Genomic DNA, 16280 nt, shown 5'->3' on the forward strand with positions numbered 1-16280 from the left:
CCTGAGTGCCAGAACTCCGGAGGGCAGAAGGTCCCTGCAGACCCGCCGGAAGAGTGCAGGCCGGGCCACATCACCGCTTCTCTGCTGGGGAACGAGGGGCTTCTGATGCCCACCTGAGCGGCGTGACCTGCCCAGCCGTTACACTTGTGGCCGTTTATGGAGTCATTGCAGGCACTCGCCGCCCAGCTGGGCATCGCTGACCTCTTCGGCCGGGGGTTTCTCAGCGTCCTGATCACGTTCATCACCGCCGGGGTGTTCACCTGGGTGTTTATTCCGCGTCTGCGTGCCTTCGCCATTCAGGTCGGCTGGGCGGACCAGCCCAACGAACGCCGCCTGAACAAGGAGCCCCTGCCGAACGCCGGCGGCCTGGCGATCTACGCGGGATTCATCGTCAGCATCATTGTCGCGTGGGCGCTGCGCCCCATCGCCGTGGACATCGTGAACATTCAGGTGCTCGCCATTCTGCTGGGCGCGTCCATGCTGGTCCTGGTGGGCTTTATTGATGACCAGTACGGCCTGTCGCCCCTGTCACGCCTGCTGGTGCAGACCCTCGCGGCCGTGCTGCTGCTCGTCAACGACCTGCGCATCGACTTCAACACCATTCCACTGCTGCCGCTCCTTCCCGACGCCGTCAACCACCCGCTCAGCACCGTGCTCACGATCCTGTGGGTGGTGGGTCTCACCAACGCCGTGAACCTCCTCGATGGAGTGGACGGCGTGGTGGGCGGCGTGGCCTTCGTCGCCAGCTTCGTGCTGCTCGCCACGGCCGCGCAGTTCGCGGACCGGGCGGCCGCCGTGATTCTCCTGGCGGGTCTGGCCGGCGCGGCGCTCGGGTACCTGCGGCACAACTTCAACCCCAGCCGCATCATCATGGGGGACGCGGGCAGCACGCTGTTCGGATTCACCCTCGCGGCCGTGAGCCTGCTCGGCACCCTGAAAGTCAGCGCTGGTGCCAGCCTGATCGTCCCGCTGATCGTCCTGGCCCTCCCGCTGATCGATACCACGCAGGTGGTGATCGGACGGCTGGCACGCGGCATCCGCAACCCGCTGCGTCACCCGGACAAGACCCACATTCATCACCGGGTGCTGGCCCGCACGTCCAGCGCGCGCCGCACCGCAGTGATCCTGTGGCTCGTGGCCCTCGCGTGCGGCGCCGTGGGAATGGCCCTGCAGGGCCTGCGCGCCCAGGCCATTGCCGGCACCATTGCCAGCGCCATGCTGTGCCTGTTCTTCGTGGCCTACCGCCGGGTCCGAGCCCGGAAGCGCGAGCTTGCCCGCCACGGTGAAGGAGATGACGAGTGAAAACGATCGTACTCGCCTTCGGGACGCGGCCCGAGGCCACCAAGATGGCGCCCGTCTACCAGGCCCTGCTCCGTCAGGGCGGCCTGACCCCCCTGATTCTTTCGACCGGTCAGCAGCGGCAGATGCTCGACAGTGCCCTGGCGGTGTTCGGACTGACGCCTGACCGGGACCTGAACGTCATGACGGACCGGCAGACACTCGCAGACCTCACGGCGCGGATCGTGCCGCAGGCCGGGCGGACCCTGCGCGACATGAACGCCGACATGGTGCTGGTGCACGGGGATACCAGCACCAGTTTCTGCGTGGCTCTCAGCGCCTTCTACGAAGGTATCCCGGTGGGCCACGTGGAGGCCGGGCTGCGCTCCGGGAACCTGCGCGAACCCTTCCCGGAGGAAGCAAACCGCCGCCTGACTGGCGTGCTGTCCACCCTGGACTTCGCGCCCACCGAGGGCAGCCGGGAGAACCTGCGCCGCGAAGGCAAGGCGGACGGAGGGATCTTCGTGACCGGACAGACCGCCGTGGACGCCGTGCGCGAGGTGGCGGGGCGGGTGCCCCTGCGGGCCGACTGGCAGGCCCGTGTGGCGGCCGGTCAGCCGCTGGTGACCGTCACGATGCACCGCCGTGAAAACCAGCCCATGATGCGGGACATGGCCCACGCGCTGGCCCGCGTGGCGCAGGCACATGCCGACCATCACTTTATCTACCCCGTGCACCTGTCCCCCGCGGTGCAGGAGGCCGTGCGGCCGGCGCTGGAGAGCGTAGCGAACTTCGAACTGACAGCGCCGCTGGATTACAGCGATATGGCGCCGCTGATGGCCGCGTCGCGCCTGCTGGCCACCGACAGCGGCGGACTGCAGGAGGAAGGCGCGGCGCTGGGCGTTCCCGTCGCCGTTCTGCGGAATGTGACCGAGCGGCCGGAAGGGGTGGAGGCCGGCGTCCTGAAACTCGCCGGGAACGACCCGCTGCACCTGGAACGTGTCCTCAACGATCTGCTGAGCAGCGAGAGCACGCTGGCGGCAATGCGGTCGGCGCGCAATCCCTACGGCGACGGCCACGCGGCCCAGCGAATCGCACAGGCCATCGCGTGGCATTTCGGGCTGGCCGGGCGGCCGGCGCACTGGACCTGAGCCCGCAGCGCGGGGGCGGCACCGGTCAGTGGGTGCCGCCCCCGCCCGGTAAGCTGAACCCTTCAGGCTGCCGCGTCCTCGCGCAGAGGACCGTCTCAGCCCAGCAGAGGGGCAGCGCCCAGCCGCTCCGCGGCCTCCTGGGCCGCCGCCTCACCCCACACGTGCCGCGCAACATGCAACGCGGCGTGCACCGCGCCCAGGCCGCCCGGCGCGGTACACAGCAGGCCGTCGGTCACCACGGCTCCTGGCCGCACCTCGTCGGGAGTGAACCCCCACAGGGTATCGGCCAGTTCCACCGGTCCGCCCACACTTCGGCCGGCCAGCAGGCCCGCCTCGCCCGGAAGGAGGGCTCCGCTGCCGCTGGCCGCCAGGGGCAGGTGCGCGTGCGCAGCCAGGAAGGTGCGCAGCAGGGGATCCCGCGCGGCGCGCGCCGCGCCCGGCCCGCCGGGCACCAGCAGCGCCGCCGGGTCGGGCAGCGCCGCATACAGCACGTGCGGGGTACTGACCAGTCCCCCCGCGGTGACGATACTGGCGCGCGAGCGGTTGACGGTCAGCGCGCAGCCCTCCCCGCCACACAGGCGCAGCACCGTAACCATCACGCCCAGTTCCAGTTCGCTCACTCCGGCGTACACCGGGAGGGCCACGACCGGCCCGGGCGTCTCCTGCACCGGGGCGGTCACGTGCCCAGCGGCTGCAGCACGTACGCCCGGCGTGCCAGTGGCGGCCCGACCTCACCGGTCTCCAGCAGCTGGTGCGCCGCGGCGTCGGAGAGCCGCTCGACGCGAAGCAGGTACTGCAGCGCCGTGGCCATGCCGTCGAAGCGCCGGGGGTGCGGGTCACCCTCGACGGTCAGGTCCAGCCAGGGAACGCCCCGGGCGTCAAAGGTCACGCAGGTCCTCCCAGAGCTGCCAGCCCACACCCGCAGGCGTGCCGCTCAGCAGCGGTTCCAGCATCTGGCTGGCGGCCTCGGCGTCGGCGTGAAGGGCGTCATTGTCCGGCCGTGCACCGTACACGCGCAGCACCGTGAACTGATAGAACGCCTGCGACGCGGTTGGTTCTCCGTTCTCAAAGAATGCGAACGGCGCGGTTACGCCGTCCCAAAGCACGTGCGCGCCCTCGTTCTCCCCGGCGTCACTGCCGGCAAGGTCAAGCTCATGCGGCAGGAAGTTCTCCAGGTCAATGTCGGCCTCCTGCGGGTGCCACACGTAGCCCTGAAGGAGACGCACGGCGGCGCGACCTCCCGCCTGCGGTTCACTGGTCCTCACGGAGCACAGCATACCGGGTTCACCCCGGTTCATGCAGGCTCAGCCTCGCTTAACTCGTGCACGCACAGGGCGTCTGCTGCGCGCCACACCCCGCTGTCGAGCGTCACCCCCCACGCGCGCAGGACCGCCCACGGGTCGGCGCAGCGGTCCTCCACGGCCCGGCCAGCCTCGCGCCACACCCCTGCGCGGAAAGGAGCCAGTGGCGGCTCGCGCAGCGCGTCCCGCAGCCACGTGAGCGCGACCGGGCCCTCGTGCGCCGTCAGCCGCACCTCCAGCGCCAGCAGTTGCGCCTGCAGCCCTGGATCGGCCGTCCCCTCGCCGGGCAGCCCCAGACGCCGCACCAGGGCGTACGCGCGGTTCAGGTGCCCGAGCGCCTCGGTGTCCTGACCGGCGCGCAGGTGCGCTTCGGCGAGCATGCCGCGCGCCTGCGCTTCCTCGTACGGGTGCGTGGCCAGGTCCAGCGCCCGCTGCACCTGACTCACAGCGAGGGCCGCGTCGGGTTCAGCCAGTGCCCGGCTGAGCCGCATATCGAAATGCAGCATCGACTCCCGGTCCGCGCCGCCCGCCGGGCAGGACAGCAGGTCGTCGAGGAGCACCCGCGCCTGCCGCAGGTCCGCGTGGTCCGCAGCCGGACCGCGAAACGGCTGCATGTACGGCACGCCCAGACCGCGCGTCAGGTACGCCAGCGCCACCCGGTACCGCGTGCGGCGCTCCCGGTACTGCGCTTCGGCCGGTCTGGATTCACTGCGGGCCAGCAACTCCAGGGCCTGCGCCGCCTGCCGCAGCGCCGCCTCCGGCTGCCCCAGAGCCAGCAGCAGCGGCACGCCTTCAGACAGCAGCCGCGCCCGGGGCACGCCGTCCACGTGACGCCGGTCATCGGCAGGCACCAGGTCCAGCGCCGTGGTCAGCACGTTCTGTCCGCGCGCCGGATCCCCCAGGCGCCGCAGGGCTGTGGCGGTGCGGGCCAGCACCCGCGCCCGCTCTTCCGGTGCGCCTCCGGCCCGCTCCAGGCGCGCTGCGGCCTCCTGAAGAGCCGGGAAAGCCAGCAGGGGGCGGCCCAGGCGCAGCAGCAGGTCTCCTTCCTGGTAGCGCGCGCGGGCCGACAGCAGGGGGCTGGCGGCCGGTACCGCCTGGAGGGCCGCCAGCGCTTCGGTCCAGCGTCCGGCGTCCTTGGCGATCAGGCCGCGCCACAGCAGGGCACGCGGCCCCCCCCGCGCCAGCCGTGGATCGCTGGCGGCGCGGGTGGCCTCCTCCAGGTCGCCGCGCCAGCGTGCCAGCGCCGCATGAACGAGCAGCGCGTCGGCCTGCGCCGCCTGCTCCCAGGGGTCAGGGCCATGCCTGCCCGTGACGTCCGGATGATTGAGCTGCGCGTGGGCGGCGTCCATGCGCCCGGCCTCCAGGCTGCTCTCGGCCAGCTTCACGCGTGCCCACGCCCGGACCGCGGCACGCGGTGATTCCATCAGCGTGAACAGGGCGTCGCGCGCGCGCGGCTCGTTGTACTCCCCGCGACCCGCGTGGTGCATCACGACCGCGCGGGCCAGCACCTCCCGCGCCTCGCCGGTCGCGGTTCGTACCTTCGGCCACAGTGCCGGCAGGTGCCGCGCTTCGTCCGGACGGTCCCTGACGAGCGCCGCCAGGGCCTCCCAGTGCCCCAGGGCCGCCAGTGCGCCCACCTGCACCTGACCGTGAGCGGTGTCCAGCGTTGAGAGGTGCCGCAGCGGACCGTGCAGGCCATCACCGCTGACGGCCCTCCAGGCGCGGCTCAGGGCCGGCGTCGCGCGCCACCCGGCGTCCGCGCTGCCCAGCAGCAGCGCCCGCGCATGGGGGGGGAGGGCAGACGCCGCCTGGCCCAGCGCCGCACTCAGCCACCCGTCCGGCCACGTCAGCTGCCCCGGCAGCGCCTGAGCCAGCGCGGCCGTGACCTCCACCAGCCGGCGCGTTTCCGGGTCGGCCAGCAGGTCATTCACCTGCACCCCGTCGCCGGCCACGTTCGCCAGCAGGGTCAGGCGGTCAAGGTGCCGCCCGGTTTCCTTCACCAGCCGCTCTGCCTCGGCCCGGGTGACGCCCAGGCGGGTCATCAGGAACGCGCGCGCTTCGGTGGGCGTGGGAGGTTTCAGTTCGATGACCTCACCGCCCGGAGCGCCCGCCACGTCACCTTCTACGGCCAGCAGCACAGCCACGCCCGCCGGGGCGCGGCGCAGCAGTGCGTGCGCCGCCCACGTGGCTGCGTCGGTCACCGCGCCGTCTGGTAGCCGCGGTGGCCCCCCAAGCGGCTGCAGGTCCGCCGTGACCCGCACGAGCAGCGCGCCGTCCTGGGGCAGCAGCGCGCGCGCCGCGTCCAGCTGCGCCTGTGCCTGCGCCGCAAACGACGACCCGATCGGTCCGCGCGGCACAAGAACGTCCCCTGCGGCTCCAGACAGGAACACCTGCCGCACCGCGACGTCCGCGTCGCGCAGCGCCCGCTCCACGCGGGAGAGCAGCACGGTTTTGCCGGCTCCGGCGCGACCACTCACGATCAGCCGCGGCGCCCGGCCCGCCCGGACGCCCGCCGTGAACTGCCGGAACGCCCGTTTCTTGCTGCGTCCCAGCAGTTCCAGCTCGGCGGCTGGCCGTGTGACCGGCCCATGACCCTCGTCGGGGAGGGTCCGGCCCGCCTCACGCGCCAGTTCCAGCAGCAGGCCCCGCAGGGCCGCCTTATCGGCGGCGCTTCCCACGTCCCGGTACACAATGTTGCGCACCGTGCCGGGCTTCGCGCCGCGCGCCTCCATCTGGGCTTCCAGCCAGCGCAGGCTGCCCGGCGTCACGCCGCCCCCACCCGGCGGCAGGTGGGCGCGCAGGTCAGCCAGGGCCGCTTTCCAGTTCACGTCAGCCCCGAGAGTACCACCTGCCCGCATGATGGACCCGGTGCAGAACAACCCAGGGCCAGCGTTCCCGACGCGTTCGTCAGACACCTGACAGACCGGGCGTGTATACTCCGGCCCAAGACCCAAACCCGCACTGTCCCCCCGGAGGAACCCATGCGTAAGACCGCTCTGACCCTTGCCCTGACCCTGGCCGCCACGGCCACCGCCCAAACCGTGCAATCCGCACACGCGCTCCTGGACCAGGGCAAATGGCAGGACGCGGCTGCCGCCGCCGCCGCCCTGAACACCAGCGAAGGCCTGGCGCTGGCCGCCGAGGCCACCACCGCCGGCGCTTCCCTGGTCCCCGACAACCAGAAAAAAGGCCTGTTTGAGAAAGCCCAGGCGTACGCCAAGCAGGCCATCGCCAAGGACCGGAACAGCGCCGAAGCGTACTTTGAACTCGCCCGCGCCCAGGGCCGCCTCGCGCAGTTCAGCGGCATCCTCCAGAGCCTCGGTCTGGCAGGCGACATGAAGAAAAACCTCGATACCGCCGTGAAACTGGACCCGAAAATGGCCGGCGCCTACGTGGCTCTGGGCCTGTGGCATGCCAACCTGGTCGCCAAAGGCTTTATTGCGACCCGCGCCACCGGCGCTGATCGCAACCAGATCCTCCCCAACTTCGAGAAGGCCATCAGCATCGAACCGAACGTGGCGGTGCACCGCATCGAGTACGCCAACGCCCTGATTCTCCAGGGCAGGAAGGCCGAAGCGGCCGCGCAGCTGGAAAAGGCGGTCAGCATCAATGCCGACACCTTCTGGGAGAAGCGTGACCAGGAGACTGCCAAAGCCACCCTCGCCAAACTGAAGTAAGCCCGCACCATGACGGCGCGCCCCGGATCCGGGGCGCGCCGTTTCCGGTGGCTGCGCCGCCCGCCTGCCCGACTCCCAAGAAAGAACCAAGTTCATGCGCCCTGGCGCCCCACCCCGGGCAGTAGGCACGCCCGGGCCCGGCTGTCACCATGAAAGCTGTGACCGACCCTCAATCCGCCCCCCTTTCAGAGGCCCCTCAGCCGCTGGCCAGCTGGCGCTCCGCCCGCACTGTTCGTGAGCTGCTTGACGCCCTCTGGCAGTCCCCCGCAGTGCGTCTCCTGGCCATGGTGGCCGTGTTCGCGCTTGTCCTGCGGGTGGTGCTGTGGATCACTGGAACACTCGCCAGCGTGCTGATCACGGTCATGGTCGCCTACGCCCTGGCCTTCCTCGTCAACCCGATCCTGTCTTGGCTGGAACGGCGCCGCGTGGGCCGCGCCGTGGGGGTGCTGCTGCTGCTGGTGCTGCTGGCGGGTCTTCTGACCATCCTGTTCACGGCCGTCAGTTCACAGCTGAGCGGCCTGATGGACGGCCTGCCGTACCTCGCGCAAAACCTGAAAGTGCTGGTGAACAGCCTCCTCGACCGCCTGGACAGCATTCCCGGCACGACCGGCCTGAAGGCCAGCGTCACGAAGTACATTGACGAACAGACCACCGGCATCACCACGAACGCCGGGCCGATTATCGAGCGGCTCCTGAACTCCAGCCCGGACGTGCTCGGCACCATCTCCAGCCTGGTCGGCTGGCTCGGGCAGCTGGGCCTGATCCTGACTCTCGCCATGTACTTCATGTTCGAGTACAACACCTTCGGCGCCAGCCTCCTGCGGCTGTTCCCGCGGCGCTGGCAGCCCACCCTGATGCAACTTGCCGATGACGTCAGTGACAGCTTCGGCATGTACCTGCGCGGCTCGGTCCTCACGACCCTCGCCTGCTCCGCCCTGGCGACGGCTGGTCTGCTGATCCTGCACATTCCCAACGCGCTGGCGCTGGGCATCCTGAGCGGCCTGCTGAACCTCATTCCGTACCTCGGCATCCTGATCGCCTCCCTCCTGCCGATCCTGCAGGCCATTCCGCAGGGCACAGGCACCGTTCTGGAGGTCGCCGGGTTGTACTTCATCATCAACCAGCTGCTCGGGAACGTGATCGGCCCGATGATCATGGGCCGCAGCGCCCACGTGCGGCCCGCCAGCATCCTGATCGCGGTGCTGGTGGGGCTGGCCCTGGCGGGCGCCGCCGGCGCCCTCCTGGCGGTGCCCATCGCCATCCTCATGAAACGATGGACGGAACGCTACTGGCTGCGCAGCGCGTGGTACCGCGGCGCCCCCGGTCTGCCCGCGCCAGCCGCCCAGAACCGCTAAGCAGGGGAGGGCGGAAGCCGCCCGGGGCAGCCTGCACGCAAAAGGAGCGACCCGGAAGTTGGGTCGCTCCTTTTCTGCCGGGCTCAGCGACTGGCGATCTTCACGCGCCGTTCCAGCTGATCCGTGAACAGCGTCATCACTGTCGTCAGGGCCAGGTACACGGCGCCGACGGTCGTGAGGACCGGCACCGGCATGAAACTCTCGCTGCTGACCCGCTGACCGGCCAGTGACAGCTCCAGCAGGGCAATCGCGCTGGCCAGTGAGGAATCCTTGAGCAGCGCCACGAGGTTGTTCACCAGGGGCGGCACCACAATGCGCAGCGCCTGTGGAAGCACCACGGTGCGCATGGTCTGCCCGCCGCTGAGGCCCAGGGAACGGGCCGCTTCGGTCTGCCCACGCGGGATCGCCAGAATCCCGGCGCGAATCACCTCGGCGTTATACGCGCCGACGTTCAGGGCCAGGGCGATCACGGCCGACCAGAACTCGTTGAGCTGAACATTCAGGCCGATGCTCTTGAGGATGGGCGGCAGGGCGTTGTACACGAACAGAATCTGAATGAGCAGCGGCGTGCCGCGAATCAGCCAGATAAAGGCGCTGGCGGGAGCACGGACCAGCCACACGCTGCTGGTTTTCTGAATGCCGGCAATCACGCCGATAATCAGGCCGATCAGGCCGCTGACCACCGTGAGTTGCAGGGTGATGCGTGCGCCTTCCACAAACAAGTCGGCCCGCGGTCCGATCGGGTCGGGCATCTGGCGCAGGACGAGGGTGATCGCGTAGAACAGAGCCAGGAACGCCAGCGCCGCCCCTGCAATCCAGAGGACCAGGGTCCTGCCGCCCAGCGGCTGACTCCGGGCAGCGCGGGTCATCGCGCCTCCGGGAGGAATCGAAGGGAGAAAAGAGTGGAGCGTTGCATTTGAGGGATAATGCCACATTCATGCCCCACTCAAGGCGGTGCGGCGCCTGAAAGAGCGCGGGCGCCCCCCCACCGGTGGGAAGGCGCCCGCGCGGAGCTGAAGCTTACTTGCAGCGAACGTCCGTGCCAAAGTACTGCTGGCTGATCTTGGCGTACGTTCCGTTGCTGATGGCTTTGGCCAGGGCGCCGTTCAGCTCCTTGAGGAGGGTGCTGTTGCCTTTCTTCACGGCCATCCCGATGCGCTCCTTGAACAGCAGCTCACCCTGCACGACCTTGCCCTTCTGCGCCTTCACCAGGTCCAGCCCCGTGAATTTATCGCCCACCCAGGCGTCCACCCGGCCGGACATCAGGGCCGCCTGCGCGTCCGTGTCCTTGGGGAACGTCTTGACGTCCTTTACGCCGGGGACCTTCCGGACGTTTTCCAGGTAGGTGGTGCCCACCTGCACCGCCACGCTCTTGCTGTTCAGGGCCGCTGCCGTCATCGGGCCACCGGGGCGGGTGACAATTGCGCCCCCCGTGCAGTAGTGCGGGCTGCTGAAATCCACTGCCTTGAGGCGTTCGGGCGTGATGCCGTGGCTGGCAATCACGAAGTCGTAGCGGTCCTGCTGCAGTCCGATCAGCAGGTTATCGAACGGCTGCGTGACCCACACGACCTTCAGGCCCATCTGCTTGGCGAGCGCGTTGGCGAGGTCCACCTCGAAGCCGGTGAGTTCTTTGCCCTTGAGCAGGTTGAAAGGCGGGAACGCTCCTTCCGTCGCAATCTTGATGGTGCCGGCCTTTTTGATGTCCGCCCAGGTCCGGGCCTGCGCGCTCGTGGCAAGGAGGCTCAGGGCCGCGATGGTCAGCATGACTTTCTTCATGGGTACTCCTTGTGTGAACTGAACGGCACGCGCATGCGCAGGCAGAGCAGAGCACGGTCCAGTGATGGGTGCCTGATTCTACCTGCGCGTGAAGGTCCGCTCAAGGGCCGCGCGGCCTCCCCGGACGGGGAGGCCGCGCGCCAGGAGGGCCGCTGGTCAGTAAATGGAAGCTGCAGCCGGGTACTCGTAACCCAGGCCGGGGGTGTCCGCCTGGCCGCGCGAGCCGGTGGGCGTACCACGGTCAATGGCGGCCTCGCTGCTGGGGTCAAAGGCGTGCAGGCGGGTCTGATCCACGACCAGTTCCACGCTGTCGCCCGGCAGCACGTTCGCCTGCCCTTCAACCTTCGCGGTGATGTGCTGCCCGGACACGTCAATGATCAGGTCGGTCTGCGCGCCCAGCGGTTCCACCACGACCACCTGGCCGCGCAGGACGTTCGTGCCGCGGGGAATGTCAGTCATGCCGACCATCCCCAGGTGCTCAGGGCGGATGCCCATCAGGACGTCCTTGCCCTCGTAGGCCTTGACGCTCTGCGCGAGGCGGCCCATGGGCGCCACGCGGTTCTCGCCGATCACGAATTCACCGTTCTGCACGCGGCCGGACAGGAAGTTCATGCTGGGGCTGCCGATAAAGCCGGCCACGAAGCGGTTCTGGGGGAAGTCGTACAGGTTCATGGGCGTGTCGACCTGCATGATCACGCCGTCGCGCATCACCACGATGCGGTTGCCGAGCGTCATGGCTTCCACCTGATCGTGCGTCACGTACACGATGGTTGCGCCCAGGCGGCGGTGCAGCTGGCTGATCTGGGAACGCATCTCCACGCGGAGCTTGGCATCCAGGTTGGAGAGCGGCTCGTCCATGAGGAAGACTTTCGGTTCACGCACAATGGCGCGGCCCATCGCCACGCGCTGACGCTGACCACCGGAGAGTTCCTTGGGTTTGCGGCCCAGCAGGTGCTCGATCTGAAGGATCTTCGCCGCTTCACGCACGCGGCGGTCAATCTCTTCTTTCGGCGTTTTGCGCAGCTTCAGACCGAACGCCATGTTCTCGTACACGTTCATGTGCGGGTACAGAGCGTAGTTCTGGAAGACCATCGCAATGTCACGGTCCTTGGGGGGCACGTCGTTCACGACGCGGTCGCCGATCTTCAGAATGCCGTCGCTGATGTCTTCCAGACCTGCGATCATGCGCAGGGTGGTGGACTTCCCGCAGCCGGAGGGCCCGACGAACACCATCAGCTCACGGTCCTGAATGTGAAGGTTGAAATCCTTCACCGCGTGGTGCTTGGTGCCGTAACGCTTGTTGATGTGCTCCAGAATCACTTCTGCCATAACATGCCTGCCTTCTTCGCCCCTGCTCTTACCCGTGAATGGTTTCGCGCTTCCGGAGGCCGGAAGTGAGAAAAGTTCGGGTAACCGGGGTGCGTGAATGAAGCCCGGGTTTCCGCTGCCGCCTTGCTGACCCTGCCAGCATACCACGCCCAGCGCCGGGTCTCTGCAGCGTTCCAGACAACGAAAGGCCCCCACGGCCAGCGCAGGGGCACCCAGGAGACGCGGCTCAGTACGTGATGCCCGACCGGGTCACCATCAGCTTAAGCTCATGCGGACTGGTCGCCGCGGCAAGCGCCTCATCGAGCGTGATCAGGGTGTTGCGGTACAGCTGCACCAGATGCTGATCGAACGTGTGCATCCCGCGGATGTTGTCCTCAATCAGGGCGTCCTTGATCAGCGGCGTCTTGTCCTCGTTCTTCACGTACTCCTGAATCAGCGGCGTGTTCATCAGCACTTCCAGCCCCAGTACCCGCCCCACGCCATCCGCGCGGCGCAGCAGCCGCTGACTGATGATGCCCACCAGCGACTCGGCGAGTTGCAGCCGCACCTGCTCCCGCTCAAAGGGAGGAAAAAAATCAATGATGCGGTTCACGGTCCGCACGGCGTCCTGCGTGTGCAGCGTGCTCAGGACCAGGTGACCAGTCTGCGAGGCCGACAGCGCCGCCTCCACCGTCTCCTTGTCCCGCATCTCACCAATCATGATCACGTCCGGATCCTGACGCATCGCGTACTTCAGCGCCGTCCGGAAATCCCGCGTGTCACTGCCCACTTCCCGCTGCACCACGATGCTCTTCTTGTTCTTGTGCAGAATCTCGATCGGATCCTCAACCGTGATGATGTTGTACGCAAACGTCCGGTTGATGTGATCCACCAGGCTGGCCAGCGTCGTGGATTTGCCTGCCCCCGTCGGACCGGTCACGAGAATCAGGCCGCGCGGCGCGTCGGCCAGGCCGCGCATCACATCTGCGGGCAGCCCCAGCGCTTCGAAGCCTGGAATGGCGTCCGACACGATGCGCATCACCATGCCCACCGCGCCCCGCTGGCGGAACACGTTGCAGCGGAACCGGCCCAGCCCGGACACGGAGTACGCCAGGTCCAGCTCATTGCGGTACGTAAAATCGTCCCACTGATCGCCCGTCATGAGCGCCTGCGCAAGCATCTGCGTATCCGGCGGCATCAGCGCCTGCGTTCCGAAGGGCACCAGCGCCCCGTCAATCCGCCCCATCGGCGGACTGCCCGCCTGCAGGTGCACGTCTGACGCGCGGCGCGACACCATTTCCCGCAGCAGCTCATCCAGCGTCACTCGGGGCCCTCCGGCGCGATCAAAGCCATGTTGTCGATCAGACGCACCCCGGACAGCCGGGCCGCCACGAGTACGCGGTTCATGGGATCATTCTCCACCTTTTCCCGCTCCTGCATATCACCCCCCACCACGCTGAGGTAATCCACGCTCAAGTCCGGCTCGGACGCCAGGACCACGCGCCCCGCCTCCTCCAGCGCCTCGCGCCGTCGCTCGCCCGCAGCAAACGCTCCCTGCACCGCGCGCAGCGCTGCCGAGAGCACCGCAGCGCGTGCCTGCTGGTCCGCTGTCAGGTAACTGTTCCGGCTGCTCAGGGCCAGCCCGCTCGCCGCCCGGATCGTCGGCACGCCCCGCACCTCCACCGGCACGTTCAGGTCCCGCACCATCCGCCGGATCACGGCCAGCTGCTGCCAGTCCTTCTCGCCGAACAGCGCCACATCAGGCCGCACCATGTTCAGCAGCTTCAGGACCACCGTCGCCACACCCGTGAAATGCCCCGGGCGGGCCGCGCCGTCCAGCGGTTCACTGACGCCTGAGACCGTCACACTGGTACTGAACCCTTCCGGGTACATGGTGCTCACCTGCGGGTGGAACACCACGTCCGCCCCCGCGTGACCGGCCACCCGCAGGTCCCGCTCCAGGTCCCGTGGGTAGCGGCTCAGGTCCTCGTTCGGCCCGAACTGCATGGGATTCACGAACACGCTGACCACCACCCGCCCGTCCGGCACGGCCGCCCTCGCCGCCCGGATCAGGGCCGCGTGCCCCTCATGCAGGTACCCCATCGTCGGGACGAGCGCAACCTCGCACCCCTGCACCAACTGACGCAGTTCGCCCGGCGTGGATACCACCAGCGGTCCTTTCGCCGTCAAGGTCATGTCCGGTCCCCGTCCAGGCCTGCCACGCCCAGCACCGCGTCCAGCACCCACGAGATGACCGTCAGGAGCAACGCCCCCACGATCGCCGCGCCGAACCCCGCCACGTTCAGTGCCGTGACGGCCGCCACCAGCCACAGCACGACGCCGTTCACTACCAGCGTGAAGAGCCCCAGCGTGAGCACATTGACCGGCATGGACAGCAGCAGCAGCACCGGGCGGATCAGTGCGTTCACGATGCCCATCACCAGCGCCGCCAGCACCACGCTCACCACGTCCGCGCCCGGCGCGAAACTCACCCCCCCGTACACCCGCGTCAGCAGGTACAGGGCCAGCGCATTCACCAGCAGACGAAGAAGGAAACCCATAACGCAAGAATACGAGATCAGCCCGAGCCGTCTTCCCCGGTGCGCCACGCGCGGAGGCCTCTGCCTGCTGCGCGAGTTGCGTTGTGATGCCCACATCCGCGCCACGCGCCACTGGCCAGACCTGAAGGGACGTGTTCCGGCACTGGTCCCAGACGGCGGGACCGCTATGGAACCCGGGGTGTACCTGGGCTCCACGGCAGTCCCGCTCTGACCGGCGTGCCCTCTGTCCTGACGGGTCAGACCCTGTCAGAAGCGGCCGCATTGGCGCTGCGCACACCCAGGCGGTCGCGTGCCTGCCGACCGCGACCACACTTCACGCCCCGACCCGCCTGACTGTTACAGTCCGAAACGGGCGTAGATGTCGTTCACGTGCCGCAGGTACCACTCCAGGTCGAACGCGGCGTCCAGCTCCCCATCGCTGAGGGGGCTTTCGGGGTCAGCTTTCAGGAGCTCCCGGAGCCCCTCGCCGGACTCCCAGGACTTCAGGGCGTTCCGCTGCACAATCCCGTACGCCGCCTCGCGCGTCATGCCCTTCTCGTCAATGAGGGCGTGAAGAACCCGCTGGCTGAACACCAGGCCGCCCAGGTCATTCAGGTTGCGCAGCATGCGGTCAGGGAACACCACCAGGTCCCGCAGCACCCCCGTCAGGCGGCGCGTGGCGTAACTGGCAGCGCTGGTCGCATCCGGCAGAATGACCCGCTCCGCGCTGGAATGGCTGATGTCCCGTTCGTGCCACAGCGCCACGTTCTCCAGGCCGGTCGTCAGGAAGCCCCGGAGCAGCCGCGCGAAGCCCGTCACGTTTTCCGTCAGGATCGGGTTCTTCTTGTGAGGCATGGAGGAACTGCCCGTCTGGCCTTTCCCGAAGGGCTCCATCGCCTCACGCACCTCGCTGCGCTGCAGGTGGCGGATCTCCACCGCAATGCGTTCCAGGGTGGTGCCCAGGATCGCCAGGGCACTCAGCACCTCCGCGTGCCGGTCACGGGCGAGCGTCTGGTTCGTGACGGGCGCCGCCTGCCAGCCCCACGCCTGGGCGACTTCTTCCTCCACACGCGGGGACACGTGCGCGTACGTGCCCACGCTGCCTGACAGCATGACCACCTGCACCCTCTTGCGTGCGGCGTGCAGGCGCTCCAGGTCGCGGTCGAGCGTGGCCATCCAGTTCAGAAACTTCAGCCCGAAGGTCATGGGTTCTGCGTGAATGCCGTGCGTGCGGCCCACCGTGGGCGTGTGCTTGTACGCCACCGCCTGCGTGCGGCACACCTCCCGCAGCGCTTCGACGTCGGCCAGGATGACGCCCAGCGCCTCATCGAGCAGCAGGTTCTGAGCGGTGTCCACCACGTCCGTGCTTGTCAGCCCGTGATGAATGAACCGGGCCTCTTCCCCGTACCGGTCGGTGAGCGCCCGCGTGAACGCCACAATGTCATGCCGGGTGACGGCTTCAATCTCCGCGACCTTCAATGCGAACGCCTCGTCCAGCGGATCAGCTTCACTCTGCGCCGTCAGGGCCTCGTACGCCGACAGGGGCACTTCACCGTGCCGCGCCTGCGCCTGCATGGCCGCGAGTTCCACCCTCAGCCACGCGCGGTACTTGCTGGCCTCGCTCCAGAGGGTCTTCATTTCCGGGGTCAGGTAACGGTCAATCACGGTTGGCCAGCCTACCACCCCCCGCCGCGCCCGCTGCACTCCGTGTCCAGTTGCGCAGCCCACCCTCATGCACCCCCCTGAATGGCGGGAAGAAAGTAAAATTTCAGTCACTCACAGCTTCTGGTCAGCTTCGCGGTGCAGACTGCAGACCATCAGTTCAGCCCACCAGTGCCGGGCGCACCCCCGTGCCCGTCCCGGGCTGAAAGTTCACCCTCAAGGAGGTTCATTC

15 protein-coding genes are annotated in these 16280 nt (G+C 68.4%); 4 read left to right on the top strand and 11 right to left on the bottom strand.

Going from position 1 to position 16280, the window contains the following annotated elements; translation table 11 throughout:
* Positions 1–156: 156 nt before the first annotated feature.
* Positions 157–1302, top strand: a complete 1146-nt coding sequence (locus tag LAJ19_RS05915) for an MraY family glycosyltransferase (protein ID WP_225477514.1) — start codon at positions 157–159, stop codon at positions 1300–1302.
* Complete coding sequence (gene wecB, locus LAJ19_RS05920; protein WP_225477515.1) at positions 1299–2429, top strand: non-hydrolyzing UDP-N-acetylglucosamine 2-epimerase; 1131 nt, start codon at positions 1299–1301, stop codon at positions 2427–2429. Before LAJ19_RS05915 ends, wecB begins: the two co-directional genes overlap by 4 nt.
* A 95-nt stretch (positions 2430–2524) precedes the next feature.
* Here the strand turns inward: wecB and LAJ19_RS05925 are convergent, their stop codons facing one another.
* The 4 genes from LAJ19_RS05925 to LAJ19_RS05940 are packed head-to-tail and all read right to left on the bottom strand — an operon-like array spanning position 2525 to position 6558.
* On the bottom strand, positions 2525–3109 hold the full coding sequence (locus LAJ19_RS05925; RefSeq protein WP_225477517.1) for a type 1 glutamine amidotransferase family protein: 585 nt from the start codon (positions 3107–3109) through the stop codon (positions 2525–2527).
* On the bottom strand, positions 3106–3318 hold the full coding sequence (locus tag LAJ19_RS05930) for a hypothetical protein (protein WP_225477518.1): 213 nt from the start codon (positions 3316–3318) through the stop codon (positions 3106–3108). Before LAJ19_RS05930 ends, LAJ19_RS05925 begins: the two co-directional genes overlap by 4 nt.
* The gene (locus LAJ19_RS05935; protein WP_225523210.1) at positions 3308–3706 is read right to left on the bottom strand and encodes a DUF3208 domain-containing protein; all 399 of its coding nucleotides are present in this window, start codon (positions 3704–3706) and stop codon (positions 3308–3310) included. Before LAJ19_RS05935 ends, LAJ19_RS05930 begins: the two co-directional genes overlap by 11 nt.
* A 17-nt stretch (positions 3707–3723) precedes the next feature.
* Positions 3724–6558, bottom strand: a complete 2835-nt coding sequence (locus tag LAJ19_RS05940) for an AAA family ATPase (protein ID WP_225477519.1) — start codon at positions 6556–6558, stop codon at positions 3724–3726.
* A 153-nt stretch (positions 6559–6711) separates the two neighbouring features.
* On the opposite strand from LAJ19_RS05940, the gene LAJ19_RS05945 reads away from it, so the two are divergent.
* Together LAJ19_RS05945 and LAJ19_RS05950 are read left to right on the top strand one after the other, a co-directional pair.
* A complete protein-coding gene (locus LAJ19_RS05945) occupies positions 6712–7407 on the top strand; it encodes a hypothetical protein (RefSeq protein WP_225477520.1) in 696 nt (231 codons plus the stop codon).
* Between the two features lie 158 nt (positions 7408–7565).
* Complete coding sequence (locus LAJ19_RS05950; protein WP_225477521.1) at positions 7566–8762, top strand: AI-2E family transporter; 1197 nt, start codon at positions 7566–7568, stop codon at positions 8760–8762.
* Positions 8763–8845: 83 nt separating this feature from the next.
* Here LAJ19_RS05950 and LAJ19_RS05955 read toward each other — a convergent pair whose 3' ends face one another.
* The 7 genes from LAJ19_RS05955 to purB all read right to left on the bottom strand — a co-directional run bounded on the left by LAJ19_RS05955 (position 8846) and on the right by purB (position 16051).
* Positions 8846–9631, bottom strand: coding sequence for an amino acid ABC transporter permease (locus LAJ19_RS05955; RefSeq protein WP_225477523.1), 786 nt, complete (start codon positions 9629–9631; stop codon positions 8846–8848).
* A 151-nt stretch (positions 9632–9782) separates the two neighbouring features.
* Positions 9783–10538 (bottom strand): ABC transporter substrate-binding protein, encoded by a 756-nt coding sequence (locus LAJ19_RS05960; RefSeq protein ID WP_225477525.1) that lies wholly within the window; start codon positions 10536–10538, stop codon positions 9783–9785.
* Positions 10539–10694: 156 nt separating this feature from the next.
* Complete coding sequence (locus tag LAJ19_RS05965; RefSeq protein WP_225477527.1) at positions 10695–11867, bottom strand: ABC transporter ATP-binding protein; 1173 nt, start codon at positions 11865–11867, stop codon at positions 10695–10697.
* A 226-nt stretch (positions 11868–12093) separates the two neighbouring features.
* Positions 12094–13170: a type IV pilus twitching motility protein PilT gene (locus LAJ19_RS05970; RefSeq protein ID WP_225477529.1), complete on the bottom strand. Its 1077-nt coding sequence runs from the start codon at positions 13168–13170 to the stop codon at positions 12094–12096.
* The gene (gene panC, locus LAJ19_RS05975) at positions 13167–14042 is read right to left on the bottom strand and encodes a pantoate--beta-alanine ligase (RefSeq protein WP_225477531.1); all 876 of its coding nucleotides are present in this window, start codon (positions 14040–14042) and stop codon (positions 13167–13169) included. Before panC ends, LAJ19_RS05970 begins: the two co-directional genes overlap by 4 nt.
* Positions 14039–14407, bottom strand: coding sequence for a phage holin family protein (locus LAJ19_RS05980; RefSeq protein ID WP_225477533.1), 369 nt, complete (start codon positions 14405–14407; stop codon positions 14039–14041). The genes panC and LAJ19_RS05980 overlap by 4 nt, the downstream gene beginning before the upstream one ends.
* 336 nt (positions 14408–14743) lie before the next feature.
* Positions 14744–16051 (bottom strand): adenylosuccinate lyase, encoded by a 1308-nt coding sequence (gene purB, locus LAJ19_RS05985; protein ID WP_225477535.1) that lies wholly within the window; start codon positions 16049–16051, stop codon positions 14744–14746.
* Positions 16052–16280: the final 229 nt, after the last annotated feature.

This window comes from Deinococcus taeanensis, assembly GCF_020229735.1.
GTDB classification, from domain to species: Bacteria; Deinococcota; Deinococci; order Deinococcales; family Deinococcaceae; genus Deinococcus; species Deinococcus taeanensis.